This is a genomic window from Streptomyces sp. NPDC050535 (genome assembly GCF_044457665.1).
Lineage (GTDB): Bacteria > Actinomycetota > Actinomycetes > Streptomycetales > Streptomycetaceae > Streptomyces.
In genome coordinates this window covers 329,840-350,041 of sequence record NZ_JBITHE010000003.1, presented here as the reverse complement: position 1 = coordinate 350,041, position 20,202 = coordinate 329,840, and the positions used below count along the sequence as shown (strand labels likewise).

21 protein-coding genes are annotated in these 20,202 nt (G+C 71.4%); 8 read left to right on the top strand and 13 right to left on the bottom strand.

Going from position 1 to position 20,202, the window contains the following annotated elements; translation table 11 throughout:
- Positions 1-164 precede the first annotated feature (164 nt).
- Both ACIBLC_RS09620 and ACIBLC_RS09615 read right to left on the bottom strand, forming a co-directional pair.
- Positions 165-893: a type 1 glutamine amidotransferase gene (locus ACIBLC_RS09620; protein ID WP_399210198.1), complete on the bottom strand. Its 729-nt coding sequence runs from the start codon at positions 891-893 to the stop codon at positions 165-167.
- Positions 894-912: 19 nt separating this feature from the next.
- Entirely contained in the window at positions 913-2,151 is a 1,239-nt protein-coding gene (locus tag ACIBLC_RS09615) for a MurT ligase domain-containing protein (protein WP_399210197.1), read from the bottom strand.
- Between the two features lie 153 nt (positions 2,152-2,304).
- Between ACIBLC_RS09615 and def the strand changes: the two genes are divergently transcribed.
- Positions 2,305-2,844, top strand: a complete 540-nt coding sequence (gene def / locus ACIBLC_RS09610) for a peptide deformylase (protein ID WP_399210196.1) — start codon at positions 2,305-2,307, stop codon at positions 2,842-2,844.
- A 22-nt stretch (positions 2,845-2,866) separates the two neighbouring features.
- Here def and ACIBLC_RS09605 read toward each other — a convergent pair whose 3' ends face one another.
- A complete protein-coding gene (locus tag ACIBLC_RS09605; RefSeq protein ID WP_399210195.1) occupies positions 2,867-3,511 on the bottom strand; it encodes a TetR family transcriptional regulator in 645 nt (214 codons plus the stop codon).
- Positions 3,512-3,681: 170 nt separating this feature from the next.
- Between ACIBLC_RS09605 and ACIBLC_RS09600 the strand changes: the two genes are divergently transcribed.
- The gene (locus tag ACIBLC_RS09600) at positions 3,682-4,908 is read left to right on the top strand and encodes an acyl-CoA dehydrogenase family protein (RefSeq protein WP_399210194.1); all 1,227 of its coding nucleotides are present in this window, start codon (positions 3,682-3,684) and stop codon (positions 4,906-4,908) included.
- 30 nt (positions 4,909-4,938) lie between these two features.
- Here ACIBLC_RS09600 and ACIBLC_RS09595 read toward each other — a convergent pair whose 3' ends face one another.
- The 9 genes from ACIBLC_RS09595 to ACIBLC_RS09555 form a co-directional block, all read right to left on the bottom strand.
- The gene (locus tag ACIBLC_RS09595; protein WP_399210193.1) at positions 4,939-5,460 is read right to left on the bottom strand and encodes a cupin domain-containing protein; all 522 of its coding nucleotides are present in this window, start codon (positions 5,458-5,460) and stop codon (positions 4,939-4,941) included.
- Between the two features lie 7 nt (positions 5,461-5,467).
- The gene (locus ACIBLC_RS09590) at positions 5,468-6,682 is read right to left on the bottom strand and encodes a cytochrome P450 (RefSeq protein WP_399210447.1); all 1,215 of its coding nucleotides are present in this window, start codon (positions 6,680-6,682) and stop codon (positions 5,468-5,470) included.
- Positions 6,683-6,687: 5 nt separating this feature from the next.
- Positions 6,688-7,752 (bottom strand): type III polyketide synthase, encoded by a 1,065-nt coding sequence (locus tag ACIBLC_RS09585; RefSeq protein ID WP_399210192.1) that lies wholly within the window; start codon positions 7,750-7,752, stop codon positions 6,688-6,690.
- A gap of 99 nt (positions 7,753-7,851) precedes the next feature.
- Complete coding sequence (locus ACIBLC_RS09580) at positions 7,852-8,085, bottom strand: hypothetical protein (RefSeq protein WP_399210191.1); 234 nt, start codon at positions 8,083-8,085, stop codon at positions 7,852-7,854.
- Positions 8,086-8,331: 246 nt separating this feature from the next.
- The gene (locus tag ACIBLC_RS09575) at positions 8,332-8,571 is read right to left on the bottom strand and encodes a DUF6213 family protein (protein ID WP_399210190.1); all 240 of its coding nucleotides are present in this window, start codon (positions 8,569-8,571) and stop codon (positions 8,332-8,334) included.
- Between the two features lie 25 nt (positions 8,572-8,596).
- Entirely contained in the window at positions 8,597-9,982 is a 1,386-nt protein-coding gene (locus tag ACIBLC_RS09570) for an NADP-dependent succinic semialdehyde dehydrogenase (RefSeq protein WP_399210189.1), read from the bottom strand.
- Between the two features lie 99 nt (positions 9,983-10,081).
- A complete protein-coding gene (locus tag ACIBLC_RS09565) occupies positions 10,082-10,549 on the bottom strand; it encodes an NUDIX domain-containing protein (protein WP_399210188.1) in 468 nt (155 codons plus the stop codon).
- Entirely contained in the window at positions 10,546-12,084 is a 1,539-nt protein-coding gene (locus ACIBLC_RS09560; protein ID WP_399210187.1) for an ATP-dependent DNA ligase, read from the bottom strand. Before ACIBLC_RS09560 ends, ACIBLC_RS09565 begins: the two co-directional genes overlap by 4 nt.
- A 344-nt stretch (positions 12,085-12,428) precedes the next feature.
- Positions 12,429-13,364 (bottom strand): NAD(P)/FAD-dependent oxidoreductase, encoded by a 936-nt coding sequence (locus ACIBLC_RS09555; protein ID WP_399210186.1) that lies wholly within the window; start codon positions 13,362-13,364, stop codon positions 12,429-12,431.
- Between the two features lie 77 nt (positions 13,365-13,441).
- Here ACIBLC_RS09555 and ACIBLC_RS09550 point away from each other — a divergent pair, with 77 nt between their 5' ends.
- The 6 genes from ACIBLC_RS09550 (at position 13,442) to ACIBLC_RS09525 (ending at position 18,927) form a co-directional block, all read left to right on the top strand.
- The gene (locus tag ACIBLC_RS09550) at positions 13,442-14,146 is read left to right on the top strand and encodes a helix-turn-helix domain-containing protein (protein ID WP_399210185.1); all 705 of its coding nucleotides are present in this window, start codon (positions 13,442-13,444) and stop codon (positions 14,144-14,146) included.
- A gap of 86 nt (positions 14,147-14,232) precedes the next feature.
- The gene (locus ACIBLC_RS09545) at positions 14,233-15,210 is read left to right on the top strand and encodes an NADPH:quinone oxidoreductase family protein (protein WP_399210184.1); all 978 of its coding nucleotides are present in this window, start codon (positions 14,233-14,235) and stop codon (positions 15,208-15,210) included.
- The gene (locus ACIBLC_RS09540; RefSeq protein WP_399210183.1) at positions 15,207-16,391 is read left to right on the top strand and encodes an acyl-CoA dehydrogenase family protein; all 1,185 of its coding nucleotides are present in this window, start codon (positions 15,207-15,209) and stop codon (positions 16,389-16,391) included. Before ACIBLC_RS09545 ends, ACIBLC_RS09540 begins: the two co-directional genes overlap by 4 nt.
- Positions 16,388-17,473 (top strand): acyl-CoA dehydrogenase family protein, encoded by a 1,086-nt coding sequence (locus tag ACIBLC_RS09535; RefSeq protein ID WP_399210182.1) that lies wholly within the window; start codon positions 16,388-16,390, stop codon positions 17,471-17,473. The genes ACIBLC_RS09540 and ACIBLC_RS09535 overlap by 4 nt, the downstream gene beginning before the upstream one ends.
- 258 nt (positions 17,474-17,731) lie before the next feature.
- The gene (locus tag ACIBLC_RS09530) at positions 17,732-18,586 is read left to right on the top strand and encodes a phosphatidylinositol-specific phospholipase C/glycerophosphodiester phosphodiesterase family protein (RefSeq protein ID WP_399210181.1); all 855 of its coding nucleotides are present in this window, start codon (positions 17,732-17,734) and stop codon (positions 18,584-18,586) included.
- A gap of 146 nt (positions 18,587-18,732) precedes the next feature.
- Entirely contained in the window at positions 18,733-18,927 is a 195-nt protein-coding gene (locus tag ACIBLC_RS09525; RefSeq protein ID WP_399210180.1) for a hypothetical protein, read from the top strand.
- Positions 18,928-18,966: 39 nt separating this feature from the next.
- On the opposite strand, the gene ACIBLC_RS09520 is transcribed toward ACIBLC_RS09525, so the two are convergent.
- The gene (locus tag ACIBLC_RS09520; protein WP_399210179.1) at positions 18,967-20,196 is read right to left on the bottom strand and encodes a phosphodiester glycosidase family protein; all 1,230 of its coding nucleotides are present in this window, start codon (positions 20,194-20,196) and stop codon (positions 18,967-18,969) included.
- Positions 20,197-20,202 lie beyond the last annotated feature (6 nt).

Sequence of the window (20,202 nt, the reverse complement as noted above, 5' to 3'; positions counted from 1 at the left end):
CGGCTCGATCCCCGCCACCCTACCGGCGGGAGGGGGCGGGGCCGTACGGGGCGTCCGCCTGCTGGACGACCCCGCACACGTGAGCGGAAGCCCTGTCAGACGGGCTGCGTGGCCGTGCTCCGGCAGGCCTGTCCGGTGGTGCCCGGGCAGCCCGTGCGCTGTGCTCAGGCGGGCTGCTGCGCGGCCGTGATGCGCTCGCCCCGCAGCGCCTCGTACCAGCGGTCGTCGACCGGCGGCAGCGCGTTCACGTCCAGCGCCAGCTTCAGCAGCAGGTCCGCGATCTGCGGGTTCCGGGCGAGGACGGGCCCGTGCATGTACGTACCGAAGACGGTGTCGTTGTACGCGCCCTCGGTGCCGTCGCCGGTGCCGTTGCCCTTGCCGAGCCGCACGTTCGCGAACGGGCGCGCGGTGGGGCCGAGGTGGGTGATGCCCTGGTGGTTCTCGAAGCCGGTCAGCTGGGGGAGGCCCAGGCGCGGGTCGATGTCCCCGAGCACGTCACCGACGCACCGCTCGCCCTCGCCGCGCACGGACGTCACGTCGAGCAGGCCGAGACCCGGCTCGCGCTGTCCCAGGTCGTTGATGAACTCGTGGCCGAGGATCTGGTATCCGGCACACACCGAGAAGACGATCGCGCCGTTGCCGACCGCGCGGTGCAGACCGCCGTCCCGGCGCAGCCGCTCCGCCGCGAGCCGCTGCGGCCTGTCCTCGCCGCCGCCGATCAGGTAGATGTCACCCGAGGTGGGGATCGGCTGGTCGCTGCGTACGTCGAGACGGGCCACGTCGAGGCCGCGCTGACGGGCCCGGCGCTCCACGACCAGGGCGTTGCCCTGGTCGCCGTAGGTGCTCAGCAGGTCCGGGTAGATCCACACGAGACGCAGGCTGTTGTCACTCATCTTCTTCGTCCTTCGTGGCTCAGTTGCCGACACGACGCCTCAAGTCCTGGAAAGCGGTGTAGTTCGCGACGACCTCGATGCGCCCGGGCGGTGCCAGCTGGACGGCCTGGTCGAGGTTCTCGCAGACCTGGAACTGCTGGTTCGCCACCTCCAGCCGCACGGCGAGGTCCAGTTTGCGATCGCCGAGAACGAAGATCTGGTGACCGGTGAGCTGTGTGTAGTCGACGTCCCACAGCCAGGACGTGTCGGTGCCGTCGGCGCCGCGCGCGTTCACCGAGAGGATGACCGGAGTCGGCGGCGGGTCGATCAGGGAGAACGTCTCCAGCCAGCCCGCGGGGTTCTTGGCGAGCAGCAGACGCAGGTCGCGCTGCATGAACTGCACCACGTCGTATCGGCCGGCCACCGCCTGCACCTGGTACATGCGCTCCAGGGCGACCTGGGGCGGGACGCCGAAGACGGCGGCGACGGCCGCCGAGGAGGCGGCGTTCGCCTTGTTGGCGCGGCCCGGCAGCTGGAGGTGGATCGGCCAGGCGGAGCCGTGCGGGTCCAGGACGTGGTCGCCGGTGAGCGCCCAGCTCGGCGTCGGACGGCGGAAGCCGCACTCGCCGCAGAACCAGTCGTCGCCGGGGCGCTGCATCACACCGCCGCAGGACGGGCAGGACCAGGCGTCGTCCTTCCACATCTGACCGGCGGCGACCCACACCACGTTGGGCGAGGAGGACGCGGCCCACACGACCAGCGGGTCGTCGGCGTTGGCGATCACGACGGCCTTGGAGCCGGCCAGGCCCTCGCGCCAGTGCTCGGCCATCATGCGGGTCTCGGCGGCCCGGTCGAGCTGGTCGCGGGAGAGGTTGAGCAGCGCGATGCACTTGGGGTCGGTGTCACGCGCGACACCGGAGAGGTACTTCTCGTCGACCTCGATGACCGCGTACCTGGCGTCCGAACCCCCGGCGAGCGCCGAGGTGATGCCGGCGGGCATGTTCGCGCCGAGTGCGTTGGACACGACCGGGCCCGCGGCGCGCAGCGCCTCCGCGATCAGCCGGGTCGTGGTGGTCTTGCCGTTGGTGGCCGACACCAGGATGACGTCCAGGTGCGTGGCGAGCCGTGCGAGCAGGTCGGGGTCGAGTTTGAGTGCCACCCGGCCGCCGATCACCGATCCGCTGCCGCGTCCGGCGGCCCGCGAGACGGCCGCTGCCGCCTTGCCCGCCGTCACGGCCAGCTTGGCCCGCGGTGTCAGCGGGTCCGAGTTGCCTGACATCGTGTCCGATCCTCCTTGCGTACGCGCCGCGCCTCTGCCCCCGGCATCGTGTGGCCCTCAGCCTATCGAGATCCACTCACGTGCCCGAATCGCGGCACCGTGCCGGTGCCCGCGCGACATCCGCGCGCCTTCCAGGACCGTACCCTTGCGGCCATGCGACAAGGCTTCATCCCGGGCTCCCGAGGGCGCGTCCGGCCCATCACCCTGCTCGGCGACCCCGTCCTGCGCACACCGTGCGCGGAGGTCACCGACTTCGGCCCCCAACTGGCGCTGCTCGTCGAGGACATGTTCGCCACGATGTACGCCGCTCAGGGCGTCGGCCTCGCCGCGAACCAGGTCGGCGAGTCCCTGCGGGTCTTCGTATACGACTGCCCCGACGACGAGGACGTCCGGCACGTCGGTCATGTGGTGAACCCGCGTCTCGTCGAGGCGGACGGAGTCGTCCTGCGCGGGCCGGAGGGCTGTCTGTCCCTGCCGGGCCTGGAAGCGGGAACGGAGCGGTACGACCACGCCGTGGTCGAGGGGTTCACGGTGACCGGGGAGCCGGTGCGGGCGCACGGCACCGGCTGGTTCGCCCGGTGCCTCCAGCACGAGTGCGACCACCTCGACGGCGGCCTGTACGTGGACCGGCTCACCGGCTGGCGCCACCGCCGCGTGATGAGGCAGGCGGCGCGGGCGGACCGGCGACGCTGAGACCCGGGGAACCGTCCCGCCGTCAGAACGCCGGACCGCCGGCCTTGTCCCCGGCCGCGGCCAGCCGGCCCCAGAGCAGATCCGCCAGGCTGCGGACCAACTCGGCGCGGGAGCAGGGCCGTTCGCCCATCCACCAGTCGCCGGCGGCGTGCATCATGCCGACGATGCCGTGCCCCCACACCCGGGCGAGCTGCTGACTGCCGGGTCCGAGGTCCACCCGCTCCTCGATGACCTCGGCGAGTTCCTCGCCCATGCGGCGCAGCAGCGGCGCGGAGTGCCTGCCCACGTCGAACCCCGGGTCGCCGGGCTGGCCGCCCTCGGTGGGGTGCATCAGGAACCGGTAGACCTGAGGGTGCGCCTCGATGGCCGCCAAGTACGTGTCCAGCGTGGCCTCGACGCGCTCGCGGCGCCCGGCCGGCGCGTCGAGCGCGGCACGCAGCGATCCGAGGAGGGCGTCCGTGTGCCGCTTGGCGAGGGCGGCGTAGAGTCCGCCCTTGTCGCCGAAATGGCGATAGAGGATCGGCTTGGTGATCCCCGCCTCGGCCGCGATGGCGTTCATCGAGGCTCCGGGGCCGTCACGGAGCACCACCCTGTCGGCGGCCTCGAGCAGTTCGCGCCGGCGGAGGTCTGCGGACCTCTGCTGATCGGTCCGCTGTGTGGTGTCCATGGTTTCTCCCCACCCGTGCTGATTCGGTGACGCCTGCGCAAACTAACACTCAATGGCGCATGTGTATCGAACGGGCTGCCGAGCCAGGCTCGGGAGTTGACTTTTTCTACTGGTGAGTAACAGACTCGAGTTACCGCAAGTAACACTTTAGTGCATTAGCTGGAGGGGCCATGGTCGAGTTCACGATGGATCTCAACGACGATCAGAAGGAGGTGCGGGACTGGATCCACGGGTTCGCCGCCGATGTGATCCGCCCCGCCGCCGCCGAATGGGACGAGCGTGAAGAGACGCCGTGGCCGGTCATCCAGGAGGCCGCGAAGGTCGGCATCTACTCCCTGGACTTCTACGCGCAGCAGTACTTCGACCCCACCGGGCTCGGCATACCGATGGCCATGGAGGAACTGTTCTGGGGCGACGCGGGAATAGCCCTGTCGATCGTCGGCACCGGCCTCGCCGCCGTGGGCGTCCTCGCCAACGGCACCGAGGAGCAGATCGGCACCTGGATCCCCCAGATGTACGGCGATGCCAACGATGTCAAGGTCGCCGCCTTCTGCTCCTCCGAGCCCGACGCCGGCTCCGACGTGGCCTCCATGCGCACCCGTGCCGTCTACGACGAGGCGAAGGACGAGTGGGTCCTCAACGGCACCAAGACCTGGGCGACCAACGGCGGCATAGCCAACGTCCACGTCGTGGTCGCGGTCGTGGACTCCGGGCTCGGCTCCAAGGGCCATGCCTCCTTCATCGTCCCGGCCGGCACGCCGGGTCTGTCCCAGGGGCAGAAGTTCAAGAAGCACGGCATCCGCGCCTCGCACACCGCGGAGGTCGTTCTGGAGAACGCCCGCGTCCCCGGCTCCTGCCTGCTCGGCGGCAAGGAGAAGCTGGACGAGCGTCTCGCCCGGGCCCGCGAGCGCGCCAAGTCGGGCGGCGAGCGGGTGAAGAACGCCGCGATGGCCACGTTCGAGGCGTCCCGCCCGGCCGTCGGCGCCATGGCGGTGGGCACCGCGCGAGCCGCGTACGAGGTGGCGCTCGAGTACGCCACGACGCGTGAGCAGTTCGGCCGGCCGATCATCGACAACCAGGGCGTCGCCTTCCAGCTCGCCGACATGCGTACGGCGATCGACGCGGCGCGTCTGCTGGTCTGGCGCGCGTCCTGGATGGCGGTCAACGGCAAGCCGTTCACCGCCGCCGAGGGCTCGATGTCGAAGCTGTTCGCCAGTGAGACCGCGAAGAAGGTCACGGGGCAGGCGATCCAGATCCTCGGCGGCAACGGCTTCACCCGGGAGTACCCGGTCGAGCGCATGCACCGAGACGCCGCGATCTACACGATCTTCGAGGGCACCAGTGAGATCCAGCGCCTCGTGATCGCCCGCACCCTGTCGGGGATGCCCATCCGCTAGGCGCCCGGACCGCTGGCGCCCGGACCGGGCTCAGCGGTGTTTCAGCGGGGTGAGCTGCTCGATGTCGTACCTCGCCCGGAGTTCCTCGATCGCCGTGAGCTCCGGTGGGCCGCCGGTGCCCAGGATCTCCAGCAGTTCCTCGAAGTACCGTTCGTGGTCCGGCGGCGGCGACGCCTGGAAGAACATCTTCGCGGGCGTCTCGGTGGGGTTGGAGAACGCGTGCGGGCATCCCGGCGGTACGACGATGACCGTGCCCGGGGTCGCCCGCACCACGCGGGTGCCCGAACTCGACTCCCACCGCTGCCAGTTGTCGGCTGTCCTGATCCGTGGCTCGAAGGCGAGGACGTCCAGCTCGCCTTCGAGCACGTAGAACAACTCCTCGCTGCGCGTGTGCACATGAGCGCCCACGTCGAAGCCCGGAGGCACCACGACCTCGAAGGTGGACGCCATGCGCGAGTGCGAGCCGGTGACCTTGAACGTCACGTGCTGGGCGGGCGTCTGCACGACCCGCCCGTGACCCGGCGGTACGAGCAGCCCCTCGGGCGCTGTCATCCGCCGCTCACCACGTCACGGGCAGGGCCTCGGGACCACGGATCAACGCGCCCTTCCTGAAGGGAACTTGTTCCGGCGGCACGGCGAGCCGCAGCCCCGGCACCCGGTCGAGCAGCGCGTCGACGATCAGCTCGGACTCCATCCTGGCGAGCATCCCGCCCGGGCAGTAGTGCGGGCCGAAGCCGAACGACACGTGCGGGTTCGGGTTGCGCGAGAAGTCGATCACCTCGGGGTCGGGGAAGACCTTCGGGTCGCGGTTCGCTGCCAGGTACGACACGTACACCGCGTCGCCCTCCCGGATCCGTACGCCCTTGATGTCGACGTCCTCCACGGCGATCCGGGACAGGCCGACGGCGCTGCGATGCGGGATGTAGCGCAGCAGCTCGTCGATGGCCTGCGGCCGGATCCCCGGATCGGCGCGGAGCTGGTCGGCCAGCCTGGGGCGGGTCAGCAGGATGTAGAGCATCTGCCCGCTGTTGTTGGTGACCGCCTCGCCGCCGATCTGGAGGAGTACCGCCAGACCCACGGCCTCGTCCAGGGTGATCTCGTCCCGGCCCACGGCCGCGCCGAGCAGCGAACCGACGTCCTCGCCGGTGCTCCCGGCGCGCTCGCCGACGAGCTTCGTGAAGTACGCGCCCATCTCGTTCTTGGCCTTCTCGCTGACGTCGGCGCCGTGCGAGGAGGACAGGATCAGCTGGGTCCAGGTGTGCATGAGATGCCGGTCGGCGGCCGGGACGCCCATCAGCTCGCAGATGACGGCGATGGGGAAAGGGCTCAGGACCGTCTCGGTGAGATCGGCGGGCGCACCGGTTTCGAGCATCTCGTCGACGAGTTCGTCGAGCATCCGCCGGGCGCTGTCGCGCAGCCGCTCGACTCCGCGCGCCGTGAAGGCGGCGGCCACCGAGCGGCGCAGCCGCGTGTGGTCGGGCGGGTCCAGGAAGCCCACCGCGCCCGCCGAGGGGATGAAGTGCGGGGCGAGCCGGGTGACCTGCCGCCCCATGACGGCCTCACGGCTGAAGCGAGCGTCGTTCGTCACCATGCGGACGTCGTCGTACCGCGTCACCAGCCACGCCCAGCCGTCACCGTTGGGCAGCTGGATCCGGGTGACCGGGCCCTCGCCCATCAGCTCGGTCAGGACCGGGTCGAAGTCCACCCCGGTCAGGTTGAGCGCCGGCCAGTGGCGGACGGGAGGCAGGGCCTCGGTGATCGTCTTCTCGGTCATCCAGGTCACGTCGTCTCGTTGGTTGCGTTGGTCCAGCGGCCCAGCGACATCTCCGCGGTGATACCGGGGCCGAAGCCGGCCAGCATTCCGCGCGCGGACTCCTCCGCGCCGCCCTCGTCGAACAGCCGGCGCAGCGCGTCCAGGACGACGGCGCTGGCGATGTTCCCGTACTCGGTGAGGGTGGCCCGGCTGAAGCGGAAGGCCTCCGGCGGGACCTCCAGGAACTTGCTCAGGTCGTCCAGGATCCTGGGGCCGCCCGCGTGGATGATGTAGAAGTCCAGGTCGGAGGCGTTCCAGCCGTGCTGGCGTGCGAGGTTGTGGAGCGCCGGGGCGAGCGGCTCCATGGTGGCGGGCACCCGCTTGTCCAGCAGGAAGTGGAAGCCGGTGGCGCGGACGTCGTACATGATCCAGTCCTCGGTCTTGGGGATCAGGTACGAGGCGTTGCGCTCCAGGGTGATGCCGGTGCCGCCCCTGCCACGGACGACCGCCGCGGCGATGCCGTCGCCGAACAGGCCGTTGCACAGCAGCGAGCCGACGCCGAGGTCGGTGGGCTGGTAGCAGAGCGAGCAGAACTCGCAGGCGACGATCAGCGCGTTGGCCTCGGGGTAGGCCGTGCAGAAGTCGTGCGCCCGGTTGACCGCGGCACCACCGGCCGCACAGCCCAGCTGGGCTATGGGTATCTGCCGGGTGTCGCTGCTGAAGTCCATCGCGTTGATCAGCCAGGCCGTCATCGAGGGCATCATGAACCCGGTGCACGACACGTAGATGATCACGTCGATGTCGGTGGTGAGGAGCTCGGCGTCGTCCAGCGCCCGCTGCACGACGGCGGGGACCCGGGCCTTCGCCTCGTTGCCGTAGACCCTGTTGCGGTCCTCGAAGCCCGGGTGCTTGAGGGTCTCCTCGATGGGCTGCACGATGTGCCGGGTGAGCACCCCGGTGTTCTCGATCAGCCGCAGGGCGAGCGGGAGTTGGGGGTGGTCGGCGTGACGGGAGCGTGCCAGCTCCAGCGTCTCCTCCATTGTGATCACGTACTCGGGGACTGACACCGCGGGTCTGCACAAAGTCGCCATGAGGAAGCGCCTACTTTCGCCTTCCGGGGAACCGATCGTCGCCCGGCGCAAGGGTGGTTCACCCACGATCACCCGGCAGTGCCTGGATATCTCGTCGGATTACGCCAGATCGGGGACATGCCCCAAAGCGTGGGACCCTCGTCCGAGGAGCTCGGCGACCGCCGAACCGAGGGGGCGGGCGATGACACGCACGGCCACTGACCTGCGGGGGAGCGTCACCGGGAAGCTCGCTCCCGACCCCCACGCCAACCGGTTGCCGCCCTTCGCCGCCCGCGGCGCGCCACGCTCGCCGCCCTCGCCCTCGAACAGCGCCAGGTGGTCGCCGCGGACCACCGCGCGTTCCTGCGTCTGGCGGCACGGCCGGACAACGGCCCGAGTGCGCCGCCTTCTTCGACGGGCCCGCGCCGGAGCCGGCCCGCCTCGTGCCGGCGGCCGTGCGGGCCGGGCCGGACGCCGGACAGGTCGACGAGGACAGGGCGCTCGGCTACGGCCGCCTGCCGCAGGGCTGCGAGGCGAAGTTCTGGCACGCCCTGTGGGAGCTCGACCAGCGGCCCGGCCGGCCCCGCCCATCAAGGGGGGTCAGTCGGACGTCGTTCCGCTGCTGTGCGCGATGCAGGCCACGTCGATGCGGTCGGCGAGCTTGGCGAGTTCGATCGTGAGCGCCGCCACCGTGTCCTCGTCGAGTCCGTCCTGGCCGGCCTCCACCAGATGCAACCACCGGCCGCCCACCGTGCGCAGCAGTTTGCTGACGTCGGCGGCCGAGACCTGCAACGTGCCGCGGTCGTCGACGATCAGAGGCAGGGTCACTTCGCGGTTCACAGAGGGGATCGTAACCGCGGAACGCTCACGCTCCGTGCCATACGGTGGTGATGTTGCAGAACTCGCGGATTCCGTGCCCCGACAGTTCACGCCCGTAGCCGGACCGCTTCACCCCGCCGAACGGGAAGGCGGGGTTCGACGCCGTCATCCCGTTGACGAACACGCCGCCCGCCTCCAGGTCACGTACGAACCGGTCCACCTCGGCCTCGTCGTGCGTCCACACGTTCGAACTCAGTCCGAACGGCGTGTCGTTGGCCAGGGCCACCGCCTCGTCGAGGTCGGCCACCCGGTAGAGGGTCGCCACGGGCCCGAACGCCTCCTCCTGGTGGATGCGCATCTCGGGGGTGATGTCGGCGAGGATCGTCGGCGCGTAGTACCAGCCGGGCCCTTCGGGGCGCTCACCACCGCAGAGGACCGTCGCGCCGGCCTCGACCGCGTCGTCGACCAGTTCCTCCAGATCGCTGCGGCCCTGTTCGGTGGAGAGCGGCCCGACGTCCGTGGCCTCCTCCAGCGGGTCACCGACCTTCAGGGCCTTCATGCCCGCGGTGAAGCGCTCGGCGAAGGCGTCGAACACATCCGTGTGCACGATGAACCGCTTGGCGGCGATGCACGACTGCCCGTTGTTCTGCACGCGGGCCGTGACCGCGGTCTTCGCGGCCCGCTCGACGTCGGCGGACGACATGACGACGAACGGGTCGCTGCCGCCCAGTTCCAGCACCGTCTTCTTGACCTCGTCCCCGGCGACGGCGGCCACCGCACGCCCCGCCGGTTCACTCCCCGTGAGCGTGGCCGCCTTGACCCGCGGGTCGCGCAGGATGTCCTCGACGGCACCGGAGGCGATGAGCAACGTCTGGAAACAGCCCTCCGGGAAGCCCGCGCGGCGGAAGAGGTCCTCCAGGTAGAGGGCGGTCTGCGGCACGTTCGAGGCGTGCTTGAGCAGGCCCACGTTGCCCGCCATCAGCGCGGGCGCGGCGAACCGGATGACCTGCCAGAGCGGGAAGTTCCACGGCATCACGGCCAGCACCGGGCCCAGCGGGCGATAGCGCACGAGCACGCGCGAGGCGCCGGAGTCCTTGGCGTCGGACTCCGCGGGCACCTCGTCGGCGAGGAGTTCCTCGGCGTGGTCGGCGTACCAGTGCATCGTCTTCGCGCACTTCGCGGCCTCCGCGCGGGCCTGCTTGACCGGCTTGCCCATCTCCGTGGTCATCACCCGGCCGATGCTCTCCTGATCCTCGTCCAGGAGGTCGGCGGCCTTGTGGAGCAGTCGCGCCCGCTCGGCGAAGGACGTGGTGCGATGGGTACGGAACGCGGCCTCGGCGGTCGCGAGCCTGCGCTCGATCTCCTCGGCGCCGAGTGCGTCGTACGTCTTGAGCGTCTCGCCGTTCGCCGGGTTCACCGTGGCGATGGGCATGGCCGACCTCCTGAAGCTGGCTGTTCCTCGACCCTCCCGCGCGGCGGGGTGCGGCGCAACGTGGAGGGCTCACTCACGAGCCGGCGCGGACACCGGCTCTCACCCCGTGTGCTCCACCAGCCGGTCCAGAAACTCCGCCTGCGCCTTCACGATCAGCTCCCGGGCCCGGTCCGGACCCAGCCACTCCACCCGGTCCAGCTCGGGAAACCGCTGCCTGCGTCCCGACTTCGGCGGCCACTCCATCTCGAACGTGCCCGGGACCACGGTCGCCGGGTCGAGATCGGCCTCGATCGCCCAGGCGGTGACGATCTTGCCGCCCGTCTGCCGGACCTCGCCGAGCGGCAGGGCCCCGCCGTCGGGCGGCGGCAGCCCCAGCTCCTCCTGGAACTCGCGGCGCGCGGCGTCCCAGGCGGTCTCGCCGGGTTCGTACTCGCCCTTCGGCACGGTCCACGCGCCTGCGTCGCGGCGTGCGAAGAAGGGGCCGCCCATGTGGCCCAGCAGCACCTCAATGCCGTGGTCGGTGTGCCGGAACAACAGCAGACCCGCGCTGCGCCTGGCGGTCGTCACGGGGTGACCTCGGGGTGCGCGGCGAGCAGGGTCCCGACCGTGTCGGCCTCGGCCGGGGTCTTGTCCTCGCGGTAGCGCACGACGCGGGCGAAGCGGAGGGTGACACCGGCCGGATAGCGCGTGGACCGCTGGAGACCGTCGTACGCGATCTCGACGACGAGTTCGGGTCGTACGGTCACCACGTGGCCGTTGTCCTCCACGGCCAGCCCCCTCAGATGCTCGGTCTGCCAGGTCAGCATCGCGTCGGTCATGCCCTTGAACGTCTTGCCCAGCATCGCGAAGGACCCGTCGTCGGTCCGCGCGCCCAGATGCAGGTTCGACAGCTTCCCGGTGCGCCGCCCGTGACCCCACTCGGCAGCGAGAACCACCAGGTCCAGGGTGTGTACGGGTTTGACCTTGAGCCAGGACGCGCCGCGCCGGCCCGCGCTGTAGGGGGCGTCCAGGGCCTTGCAGACGACACCCTCGTGGCCGCGGGCGAGTGTGTCCGCGAGGAACCTCTCCGCCGTGGCGAGGTCCTCGGGGCCTTCCACGAGCGTGCGCCGCACCCGCATCGGCTCGGGCACCAGCCGGGCCAGCTCCGTGTGCCGCTCGGCGAACGGCAGGTCCAGCAGGTCCTGCCCGTCGACGGACAGCGCGTCGAAGAAGACGGGGGAGACGGGCACCGCGGCGGCGGCCGTCGCCACGTCCACGCGCGAGCCCACCCGCCCGGCGGTCTCCTGGAAGGAACGGGGCCGCCCGTCCGCGTCGAGGGCGATGACCTCGCCGTCCAGGATGAACGCCGTCTGCTTCAACTCCAGTGCGGCGGCGGTCAGTTCCGGCAGGCGGTCGGTGATGTCGTCGAGGGTGCGGGTGTAGATCCGCACCTCGTCGCCGTCGCGGTGGACCTGTACGCGGATGCCGTCGAGTTTCTCCTCGACCACGCAGGCGCCGAGCTTGCCGACCGCCTCGGACACCGAAGCGGCGGAGTGCGCCAGCATCGGCAGCACCGGGCGGCCGACGGTGAGCCGGAAACCGTCCAGCGCCGCCGGACCGTCGGAGAGCAGCGCCTGCGCCACCGTCTGCAACGATCCCGCGAGCATCACCGCCCGCCGTACGTCCGCCGCGGGCGCCCCGGTCGCCTGGGCGAGCCCCTCGACCGCGACCGCGTCCAGCGCGCCCTGCCGGACCTCGCCGGTGAGCAGCCCGTGCAGGAAACGCTGCTCGTCCTCGGTGGCCGCCGACATCAACTCGCCTACCAAGCGCGCGCGTTCGGCCTGCGAACCGGAGCCGGACACGCCGCCGAGTTCGGTGAGCCGTGCGTCCACCTCGCGGACGGTCAGGGTCGGGTCCGGCGCCGGGGAGACGGACGTACTGAGGATCTTCCAGCCGATGCCGAGGCGGCCCTGGGGGAGGCGGCCCGCCAGATAGGGGATCACGATCGGCACGTCGTCCGGCCCGGCGTCCCGGAAGAGCCCGGCGAGCAGGGCGGTCTTCCGGGACCGCGCCGAGGTGGCGGCGACCTCCTGGGACACTTGGGCGAGCCGGCTCAGCAGCATGCAGCCATGGTGCTACGGAGTCGGCCGCTCTACATCCGCACGGGTCGCCAGTGCCGGGCGCGGCCCGCCGTACACCCGCACGACTTGCCCCGACCCCGGTGGGTGACGCCGGACTCCCGCGCGGTTTGCCCGGCGCGGGTCGCCGTATACCCGTATGGCTGTCCCGACTCTGGCGCGGCCGCCGTGCACTCCCGTGGCTGCCCTGCACCCGCAGGGCTTGCCCGGTTCCTGGCGCGGCCCGTCGGATACCCGCACGGTTTGACCCGTGCCTGGCGCGGGCCGCCGTACTACCCGTATGGCTGTCCCGTGTCTTGCGCGGTCGCCGTCCCCCCCCGGCGGATGTCCTACGCCCGTACTGCCGCGTCGAGGTCCGTGAAGAGCAGGTCCGCGTTGATCGTGGCGCCTGCCCGGTATCCTCCGCTGGCCGCGTTGATCACCTGCTCCGCGAATCCCATCGCGTTGCCTGCCGCCCAGACGCCGGGCACGGTCGTCTGGCCGGTCTCGTCGACCACGGGGTAGGTGCCGAAGGGGGTCTCCTTCAGCTCGGCGCCCAGCCGCTCCAGCAGGCCGGTGCGCGGGACCGCGCGGGGGGCGACGAACACCACGGAGCGGTCGTGGACCGTGCCGTCCGCAAGCCTCACCCCCGTGAGCCGGTCGTCCTCGACGACGAGCCCCGCGACCTCGCCGGGCACCACGGCGACCCCGGCCGCGGCTAGCCGGCGCAGGTCGTCATCGGTCAGCTCGTTCTCGGCGACCGTGTGCAGGAACAGGGTCACGTCCTTCGACCACTGGCTGACGATCAGTGCCTGGTGCACGCCCAGCGGGGTGCTGGCCAGCACCCCGAACGCCTGGTCGCGGACCTCCCAGCCGTGGCAGTACGGGCAGTGCACGACATCCCGGCCGAACCGCTCGGCGACACCGGACACCGACGGCAACTCGTCGGCCAGGCCGGTGGCGAGGACCAGCCGCCGCGCGTGCACGGTGCGCCCCTCGGCCAGGGTCACGTCGAACTCCCCGGCGGCGTCCCTTACCACGTCCACCGCACGGTCCCGGACCAGCTCCACGCCGTAACCCTCGATCTCCCGCCGCCCCTCGGCGAGGAACTCGGCGGGCGGCATGCCGTCCCGGGTCAGATAGCCCTGCATGTGCGCGGCGGGCGCGTTGCGCGGCTCGCCCGCGTCGACGACCAGGGTGGAGCGCCGGGCCCGCCCCAGGATCAGCGCGGCCGACAGTCCTGCCGCGCCGCCGCCGATGACGATCGCTTCGTACCTCTCGGTCATGGTGACCACCTCCACTGAGAAGGTCCCTCAGAGGGGGCGGGATTGACAAATGGCTTTGCCGATTCTGCAATATGGGGATGAGTGACACCGATGCGAGCGAAACCGATGTGAGCAAGCCCGGCACGAGCGGGTCCGGCGTCAGCGGCACCGATGCGAGTGGGGGCGACCTGAGCGGCGGCGATTCGAGTGCTGCGGGAGCGAACGGGGACTCGGCGACGGACGAGGTGCTGGCCGAGGTCGGCCCGCGGCTGCGGCGGATCCGGAAGGAGCGGGGGGCGACGCTCGCGGGCCTGTCCGAGGTGACCGGCATCTCCGTGAGCACCCTGTCGCGCCTGGAGTCCGGGCTGCGCCGGCCCAGTCTGGAGCTGCTGCTGCCCATCGCCCGTGCCCACCAGGTGGCGTTGGACGAGCTCGTCGGTGCGCCCCCGGTCGACGATCCGCGGGTGCGGGCGAAGCCGATCTCGATGCACGGCCGTACGTACTGGCCGCTCACCCGGCAGCCCGGCGGGCTCCAGGCCTACAAGGTGCTCGAACCCGTTCGCAGGATGGAGCCCGATCCGCGGACCCATGAGGGCTACGAGTGGCTGTACGTACTGGCCGGGCGGCTGCGGCTCGTGCTCGGCGAACACGACGTGGTGCTCGGTCCGGGGGAGGCCGCGGAGTTCGACACCCGGGTGCCGCACTGGTTCGGGTCGACGGGTGAGGGGCCCGTGGAGTTCCTGAGCCTGTTCGGCCCGCAGGGGGAGCGGATGCACGTCAGGGCGCGGCCCAGCCGGTCGTGACGTGCGCGACTGTTCCCTGATCGGCAAGCGACCGCTTAGTATGCGATGGAGCCCGGTCAGACGAAGCAGTCCCGTGGAGGCCCCGCATGCAGGCATGGCAAGTGCACCAGAACGGCGAGCCGGGTGAGGTGATGCGCCTCGGCGACGTGGAGCGGCCGGTGCCCGGCGAGGGCCAGGTCCTGCTCAGGGTGCGCGCGGCGAACATCAACTTCCCGGACGCGCTGATGTGCCGCGGTCACTACCAGGTGAAGCCGCCGCTGCCGTTCACGCCCGGTGTGGAGATCTGCGGCGAGACCCAGGACGGCCGCCGTGTGATCGCCAACCCCGCGCTGCCGTACGGCGGTTTCGCCGAGTACGCCGTCGCGGACGCCCGAGCCCTGCTGCCCGCGCCCGACTCGCTCGACGACGCCGAGGCGGCGGCCCTGCACGTCGGCTACCAGACGGGCTGGTTCGCCCTGCACCGGCGCGCGGGCCTCGAGGCCGGCGAGACCCTCCTCGTGCACGCCGCGGCCGGAGGCGTCGGCAGCGCCGCCGTGCAGCTCGGCAAGGCCGCGGGTGCCACGGTCATCGGCGTCGTGGGCGGCGCAGACAAGGCCGCCGTCGCCCGCGAGCTGGGCTGCGACGTCGTCGTCGACCGGCGGGCGGAGGACGTCGTCGGCGCCGTGAAGGAGGCGACCGGCGGCCGGGGCGCCGACGTGATCTACGACCCGGTCGGCGGCGAGGCCTACACCCAGTCCACCAAGGTCGTCGCCTTCGAGGGCCGGATCGTCGTCGTGGGCTTCGCGAGCGGGACCATTCCCAGTCCGACGCTGAGCCACGCCCTCGTGAAGAACTACTCGATCCTCGGCCTCCACTGGGGCCTCTACAACACCAAGAACCCGAAGCTGGTCCAGCACTGCCACGAGCAGCTCACCGAACTGGCCGCGCGGGGCGCGATCAAGCCACTGGTGAGCGAGCGCGTGCCGCTCGGCGGTGCCGCGGCGGCCGTGCAGCGGCTCGCCGACGGTGTCACGACGGGCCGCGTCGTGGTGGTCCCCTCGCTCGGGAACGGAGCAACCGCATGACCGACGCCACCGAACTGCGCCGCCGCACACAGGAGTTGCTGGCCGCGAACCCGCCTCGAACCACGGACCGGACGGACTTCCTGAAGGCCCGCTTCGACGCCGGGCTCGCCTGGGTGCACTACCCCGAGGGGCTCGGCGGACTCGGCGCCCCGCGCACGCTCCAGGCCGTGGTGGACGCCGAGTTGGAGGCCGCGGGCGCGCCGGACAACGACCCCCGGCGTATCGGCATCGGCCTCGGCATGGCCGCCCCGACGATCCTCGGCTTCGGCACGGAGGAGCAGAAGAGGCGTTTCCTGCGCCCGCTCTGGGTCGGGGAGGAGGTCTGGTGCCAGCTCTTCAGCGAGCCGGGCGCCGGGTCCGACCTCGCCGCGCTCGGCACCCGCGCCGTGCGCGACGGTGGGGGAGACTGGGTGGTCAACGGACAGAAGGTGTGGACATCCAGCGCCCACCTGGCCCGCTGGGCGATCCTCATCGCCCGCACCGACCCGGACGCGCCCAAGCACCGCGGCATCACGTACTTCGTCCTCGACATGACCGACCCGGGCGTCGAGGTGCGGCCACTGCGCCAGATCACCGGCGAGGCCGAGTTCAACGAGGTCTTCCTCACCGACGTACGCATCCCCGACGCGCACCGCCTCGGCGAGATCGGCGACGGCTGGCGGGTCGCGCAGACCACACTGATGAACGAGCGGGTCTCCATCGGCGGCATGCGCATCCCGCGCGAGGGCGGCATGATCGGCCCGGTCAGCAGGACCTGGCGGGAGCGCCCCGAACTGCGCACCCACGACCTCCACCAGCGCCTGCTGAAACTGTGGGTCGAGGCCGAGGTCGCCCGGCTCACCGGCGAGCGGGTGCGCCAGCAGCTGGTGGCGGGACAGCCCGGCCCCGAGGGCTCCGGGCTGAAGCTCGCCTTCGCCCGCCTCAACCAGGAGATCAGCGGCCTGGAGGTCGAACTCCTCGGTGAGGAGGGCCTGTTGTACGAGGACTGGACAATGCGCCGGCCGGAGCTGGTCGACTTCACCGGTCGCGACGCCGGCTATCGCTACCTCCGCTCCAAGGGGAACAGCATCGAGGGCGGGACCAGTGAGGTCCTGCTGAACATCGTGGCCGAACGCGTGCTCGGCCTGCCCTCCGAACCGCGCACCGACAAGGACGTCGCATGGAAGGACCTGGCGCGATGAGCGACCTGCTGTACTCGGAGGAGGAAGAGGCGCTGCGTGCCGCCCTCCGCGACCTGCTCGCCGACCACTGCGACGCGGCGGGCGTCATCGTGCGCACGGAGTCGGAGGCGCCGCACGACCGCGAACTGTGGAAGGCGCTCTCCGACGGCATGGGCCTCGCCGGTCTCCTGGTGCCCGAGGCGCAGGGCGGCCAGGGCGCCACGCACCGCGAAGTCGCCGTAGTACTCGAGGAGTTGGGCCGCGCGGTCGCCCCCGTGCCGTATCTGACGAGCGCCGTCGTCGCCACGGAGGCGCTGCTCGGCTGTGGGGGTGAGGAGGCCGCGAAGCTGCTGAGCGCACTGGCGTCAGGACGGACGGTGGGCGTGCTCACCGTCGCCCTGTCCGTGGCACCGGGCGGCGCCCACAAGGCCGTACGGTACGAAGACGGGGGCCTGCACGGGGAGTTGACCGGCATCGCCGACGCGTCGGCGGCGGATGTGCTGCTGGTTCCGGCGACGGACGGGGACCTGTACGCGGTGGACGCCGACGCGGTCACCGTCACGCCGCAGGTCTCCCTGGACCTCACCAGGCCCCTCGCCACGGTCGCCTTCGACGGAGCGCCGGCCCGCCGTCTGGGCGCCGCCGAACCGGCCGTACGACGGGGCCTGCGCGCCGGCGCCGGGCTCCTCGCCTCCGAGCAACTGGGCCTGGCCGACTGGTCCCTGACCGAGACGGTCCGCTACCTGAAGGACCGCAAGCAGTTCAACCGGCCCGTCGGCGGCTTCCAGGCGCTCAAGCACCGGCTCGCCCAGCTGTGGCTGGAAGTCGTCCACACCCGCGCCGCCGCCCGTAACGCCGCCGACGCGCTCGCCACCGGCGGTGAGGACGCCGACGTGGCGGTCGCCCTCGCCGCGGCCTACGCGGCGCCCGTCGCCGTCCATGCCGCCGAGGAGGCCGTCCAACTGCACGGCGGCATCGGCATGACCTGGGAGCACCCCGCCCACCTGTACCTCAAGCGCGCCAAGGCGGACTCCATCGCCTACGGGACGGCGGGGGCACACCGCGAGGCGCTGGCCGGACTGGTCGACCTCCAGGCGCCCTGACCCGAGCCCTCTTCCCAGCAGGCCCGCCCCCACCTGGGGGCGGGCCTTCGCGCTGCTCTGCCCCGACGCCCTCACGGCCGCCGTGTGGCCCTCGTCCGAACGCGGGGCCGATGAGGTGAACGTGTGGAGGCGGTCCAGCCAACTCCCCGCACGGGCCTGCTCCTTGGGTGCCGGAGGATCGCATAATCTCCCCCAGTCCCGACTTCGCTCGACCGGGGGGACCTCCATGGTCCTTACGGCACTTCCAGGGAGGCAGACATGGCCCTTACCACCCGTCGCAGAGCCCTCACCACCCTTGGCGCCGCCCTCGCGGGCACCGTCGCGCTGCCCGCCACCTCCGCGCTCGCGGGCGACCGGAAGCACCGGCCGCGCCCGCTGTGGCGAGCCCACGCGCACAACGACTACGACCACCCGCGCCCCCTCTTCGACGCCCTCGACCACCGCTTCGGCAGCGTCGAGGTCGACATCTACCTGGTCGGCGACCAGCTCCTCGTCGCCCACGACCCCGTCGACCTCGACCCGTCCCGCACCATCGAGTCCCTCTACCTCGACCCCCTCGCCGCCCGCGTGAGGGCCAACCACGGCTCGGTGTACCGGGGTTACCACACACCCCTGCAACTCCTGATCGACATCAAGACCGAGGGCTCCTCGACGTACCTCGAACTCGACCGTCATCTGCGCCGCTACAAGAACCTCTTCACGACCTACGCGCACGGCCGCGTGCGCCCCGGTGCGGTCACGGCCGTGATCTCCGGCGACCGTGCAGCCCGCATCCCCATGGAGGCCCAGAGTGTGCGGCGCGCCTTCTACGACGGTCGGCTCGCCGACCTCGGCAGTGCGGCGCCCGCCTCCTTCGTGCCGCTGATCAGCGACAACTGGACGCTCAACTTCACCGGGCTGGGCAACGGCCCCTTCCCGGCCGCCGAGCGCGAGAAGCTGCGCGGCATCATCGCCGCCGCGCACTCCCGCCGGCAGAAGGTGCGGTTCTGGGCGACGCCCGATCTCGCGGGCCCGGCGCGTGACGCGCTGTGGAGCGAACTCCTCGCCGCGGACGTCGACTACTTCAACACCGACGACCTCGCGGGTCTCCAAGTGTTCCTCGACGCCCACTAGCCGGCGGCAGCACCCGTACGAACGGCCGTCCGACCGGTCGTGGACACCACACGTTCGGAGTACACGTCAGCCGCACGGACGAACCCTCCGTTACGCGACACTTGCGCCCGAAAGCCGCGGTGTCGACGTGGCGGAGGAGGTTGACGATGGCCATTTCCATCTCTGTGGTGGTACTGCTCCTGATCCTCGCGGTGGTCTTCGTGCGCAACGGCGCACTGAAGCTCTCGCACGCCGTGGTCTGTGTGCTGCTCGGGTTCTATCTGGCGAGCACGAACATGGCGCCGACCATCCATGAGGGGGTGACGGCGACGGCTAACGTCGTGAGCAGCCTCAAACCGTGACTCCGTGAGAGCCGTTGAGGTGTCCTCCCTGCCTGGGGATCACGGGGCGGAGAACACTCCGATGCCGTTCGGCACCGGGCGTTCGGCACCGCCGCTGGGGTGGTTGACGACACTGACGGCGCTCGTACCGGGCTGCTCGGCGACCATGGTCGTAGAGCCGCCGCCGTCGAGGCTGAAGGCGTCGTCGGATCCCAACTGCCGCATGGTGGAGGCGACTTCGGCGATGGTGAGCCCGGTTCGGTACTCGGGCGCGCCGTCGAGGGCGAGGAGCAGCAGGCGCCGTCCGCCGTCCGCGACTCCCACGGCGGTCCGTACGGCCGCGGTCCTGTTGTCGAGACCCGGCAGCGGCAGACCGGCGTTGAGCACCGGATAGCCGCCGACCGCGAAGCGGTAGGGGATCCCGGAGGTCTCCGCCACCAGACGGTGCCCCACCCGGACGGGCAGGCGCTCCGACAGCTTCCGCAACTGCTGGGCGCCCGCCTCGCGACCCACCAGGACGGTCGTGCCGGCGGCGATAGGACCGCTGCCGGGTGCGTCGGACCTCGACACGACCCGCCCGTCGCGGACCGTCACCTCGTAGGTGTCCGTACTGCAGGGCGCGGCCCGGTCGGTGTCCGTGCCGCAGGTGGCGCGCACCCGGGAGACACTTCCCCAGTCCGAGGTGAACGCGCCGATCGAACCCACCGGCAGCGCGTACTGGTTGAGTCCGCCGAGCGGCCACTTCCCCTCGTAACTGCGTACGTAGCCGTCGAGGGCCAGGCCGTCCAGCCGGGCCCTGCGGTCGACGCCCACGCCGAGCACGTCCTGGGTGCTCGTCCCCGGCGGCAGCGCCGGTCCGAAGCGCTGGCCGTTGGGGACCGCCGCCTTCAGCGTGCGCCCGCTCGCGATCGCCGGGCCGACGCTCGCGCCCGTCGCCACGACACCGGGATGCTGCTCTTCCGTGATGTTGAAGAAGTCGCCGTTGACGCCCGCGACGGCGCCTCTGGCGGCGGCCAACTGCGAGACGGGCGCCCGCGACGCGACGGCTCCGGGGTACAGGAGGTCGACCCGCACCTTCGGGTCGCGCAGATCGACGGTCAGCACATGCGCGTGAGCCACACCGCTCGCGGCCGGGATGTCCATCTCCGTGTACCGGACCCCGGCGGCGATACGGACGCCGTTGGTCGCGCCGCTGGCCGGCGCCGCCCCCACCAGGACGGTTCCGGCCAGCGCACCGCATGCCGCGACAACTGTCAGTACAGCTCTGAAACGTCCGTTACGACGTGTCACCGTGCC

What these genes read in the sequence shown, in the direction of transcription:
- ACIBLC_RS09620 (WP_399210198.1), bottom strand. Translation starts at nt 893, where the DNA reads ATGAGTGACAACAGCCTGCGTCTCGTGTGGATCTACCCGGACCTGCTG.
- ACIBLC_RS09615 (WP_399210197.1), bottom strand. Translation starts at nt 2,151, where the DNA reads ATGTCAGGCAACTCGGACCCGCTGACACCGCGGGCCAAGCTGGCCGTG.
- def (WP_399210196.1), top strand. Translation starts at nt 2,305, where the DNA reads ATGCGACAAGGCTTCATCCCGGGCTCCCGAGGGCGCGTCCGGCCCATC.
- ACIBLC_RS09605 (WP_399210195.1), bottom strand. Translation starts at nt 3,511, where the DNA reads ATGGACACCACACAGCGGACCGATCAGCAGAGGTCCGCAGACCTCCGC.
- ACIBLC_RS09600 (WP_399210194.1), top strand. Translation starts at nt 3,682, where the DNA reads ATGGTCGAGTTCACGATGGATCTCAACGACGATCAGAAGGAGGTGCGG.
- ACIBLC_RS09595 (WP_399210193.1), bottom strand. Translation starts at nt 5,460, where the DNA reads ATGACAGCGCCCGAGGGGCTGCTCGTACCGCCGGGTCACGGGCGGGTC.
- ACIBLC_RS09590 (WP_399210447.1), bottom strand. Translation starts at nt 6,682, where the DNA reads ATGACCGAGAAGACGATCACCGAGGCCCTGCCTCCCGTCCGCCACTGG.
- ACIBLC_RS09585 (WP_399210192.1), bottom strand. Translation starts at nt 7,752, where the DNA reads ATGGCGACTTTGTGCAGACCCGCGGTGTCAGTCCCCGAGTACGTGATC.
- ACIBLC_RS09570 (WP_399210189.1), bottom strand. Translation starts at nt 9,982, where the DNA reads ATGCCCATCGCCACGGTGAACCCGGCGAACGGCGAGACGCTCAAGACG.
- ACIBLC_RS09560 (WP_399210187.1), bottom strand. Translation starts at nt 12,084, where the DNA reads ATGCTGCTGAGCCGGCTCGCCCAAGTGTCCCAGGAGGTCGCCGCCACC.
- ACIBLC_RS09555 (WP_399210186.1), bottom strand. Translation starts at nt 13,364, where the DNA reads ATGACCGAGAGGTACGAAGCGATCGTCATCGGCGGCGGCGCGGCAGGA.
- ACIBLC_RS09550 (WP_399210185.1), top strand. Translation starts at nt 13,442, where the DNA reads ATGAGTGACACCGATGCGAGCGAAACCGATGTGAGCAAGCCCGGCACG.
- ACIBLC_RS09545 (WP_399210184.1), top strand. Translation starts at nt 14,233, where the DNA reads ATGCAGGCATGGCAAGTGCACCAGAACGGCGAGCCGGGTGAGGTGATG.
- ACIBLC_RS09540 (WP_399210183.1), top strand. Translation starts at nt 15,207, where the DNA reads ATGACCGACGCCACCGAACTGCGCCGCCGCACACAGGAGTTGCTGGCC.
- ACIBLC_RS09535 (WP_399210182.1), top strand. Translation starts at nt 16,388, where the DNA reads ATGAGCGACCTGCTGTACTCGGAGGAGGAAGAGGCGCTGCGTGCCGCC.
- ACIBLC_RS09530 (WP_399210181.1), top strand. Translation starts at nt 17,732, where the DNA reads ATGGCCCTTACCACCCGTCGCAGAGCCCTCACCACCCTTGGCGCCGCC.
- ACIBLC_RS09525 (WP_399210180.1), top strand. Translation starts at nt 18,733, where the DNA reads ATGGCCATTTCCATCTCTGTGGTGGTACTGCTCCTGATCCTCGCGGTG.